This window comes from Trueperaceae bacterium, assembly GCA_036381035.1.
Classification (GTDB): Bacteria; Deinococcota; Deinococci; order Deinococcales; family Trueperaceae; genus DASRWD01.
Genome location: DASVDQ010000143.1, coordinates 1 through 1,678, shown reverse-complemented (window position 1 = coordinate 1,678; position 1,678 = coordinate 1). Strand labels below are relative to the sequence as shown.

The 1,678-nt window shown below is 63.3% G+C and carries 2 protein-coding genes; both read left to right on the top strand.

Going from position 1 to position 1,678, the window contains the following annotated elements; translation table 11 throughout:
* Positions 1-1,236: AAA family ATPase (locus VF202_14965; GenBank protein ID HEX7041416.1), on the top strand; the 1,236-nt coding region annotated here is incomplete at its 5' end.
* The gene (locus tag VF202_14960; protein HEX7041415.1) at positions 1,236-1,592 is read left to right on the top strand and encodes a hypothetical protein; all 357 of its coding nucleotides are present in this window, start codon (positions 1,236-1,238) and stop codon (positions 1,590-1,592) included. The genes VF202_14965 and VF202_14960, both read left to right, overlap by 1 nt.
* Positions 1,593-1,678: the final 86 nt, after the last annotated feature.

The following is a 1,678-nucleotide window of genomic DNA, read 5'->3' as shown; positions in this document are numbered from 1 at the left end:
GGTGTCCAGTGCAACGCGTTCGACCTGGTGCGCCTGCATTTGTTCGGTTCGTTGGATTCCGAGGAGGACAAGGCAAGACCTGTGACCGAGCGGCCGTCGTACCACGCGATGTGCCAGCTCGCGCTGCAACAGCCAGAGGTTCAGCAGATATCGGCGGCGAGCGATTACGCGCTCATCCGGGCGCTCGGGCCACTCACCGAGCCGGAGAAGATCGAGCATGGCGCCGAGGGTCTGGCGCGCCGCATCCGCGATGTGCTCGACACGCCGACCAACCCGGAGTGGCTGATCGAGGATGTGCTGGAGCGCGACGTGATCGCGATCCTCGCTGGCCCACGCGGCTCGTACAAGTCGTTCCTCGCGCTCGATTGGTCGATGCGCGTGGCCGTCGAGCAGAAGATGCCGGTCTACGTCATCAGCGCGGAGGGCCGAGACTTCGATCGCCGCGCGCTGGCGTGGTTCAAGTCGCAGGGCGTCGATGGCGAGAATGTTCCGCTGTTCGTGGTTGAGCGGAGATTGGATCTGAGCACACGCGAAGGCATCGAGATGATACGGCAGGACTGTGTTCGATTGCGCATCCGGCCCCGGCTGTTCGTGCTGGATACGTTCTCGAAACTCAGCGGTTCGCTGGAGGAGAACGACAACACCGCGGTGAAGCAGTTCATCGGGTTATTGGATAACGGACTGCGGCGTTCGTTCGATGCAACGGTGCTGCTCGTAGCCCATACCGGACATTCGACGCAGAGCCGGGCTCGTGGCGCCTCGGCGCTGGCTGCGGACACGGATGCGGAATACATCGTGTCCAGAAATCCGGGGTTCGGAACGATCTCTGTGTCGCGGGAGCGGTTCAAATCGTCGCCGGAGCTGCCGCCGCTTTGCTATGCGCCAAAGGTGATCGACTTGGGACGGCAAGATAACAAGGGTCGCCCTGTGACTTCGCTGGTGCTCGAGCCGGCTCAGCCTCCTGAGGTCCCGAAGGGCAAGCGCAGGCCGACGGGGGTGCAGCAGGTGACGTTGGAGCTGGTTGAGCGGATGACGCCGTTCGGGGAGAGCGTGGCGATTGCCGATGTGGTTGCTGCGGTAGTCGCAAAGACGCCGAAGCCAACCGAAGGCCGAGACATGCGCAAGCGCGCGGCGCAGCGAGCGATCGAGTCGCTCGTGCAGAACGGTTGGCTGTTCCTGGACGGTGATGAGCGAGTGGCCCGTGTACCGATGCAACCGATGCGGGAGGGTGTTTGATGACCGAAGCCGTCCATGTCGCCAAGCTCCGAGAGCAAGCTGAGCGCCAGCAATTCGAGGCGTTCATGAAACGGCACACGGCGAAGTTGCTGGACTTCGCAAAGCCGTACATCGGGCGCCTGATCCCGGAGCAACGCGAGGAGTTCCTCACCGTGGCGCTTGAGCGTGCCTGGGAGTCGAGGCACGAGCTCAAGCCTAAGAAAACGGCGTTCGGTACGGAGCAAGTTGAGCTGCTCCGGTGGTGGGAGGACTACTGCCTGAAGCCAGCGGCACGCAGTCGGAAGGTTTGGACGCTGCGCACCTGGGATCGGCAGCGGGAGTTTGTGAAGGGCACGAAGCTCGGGAGGCAGGACTAATGCCGACGTACGTCTACGAGTGCGCCTGCGGCCACGTCGAAGAGGCGGTTCGCCCGATTGCCAAGCGCGATGAAGGGTTCGCCTGC

Coding starts and splice junctions, on each gene's coding strand:
- VF202_14960 (HEX7041415.1), top strand. CDS start 1,236: ATGACCGAAGCCGTCCATGTCGCCAAGCTCCGAGAGCAAGCTGAGCGC.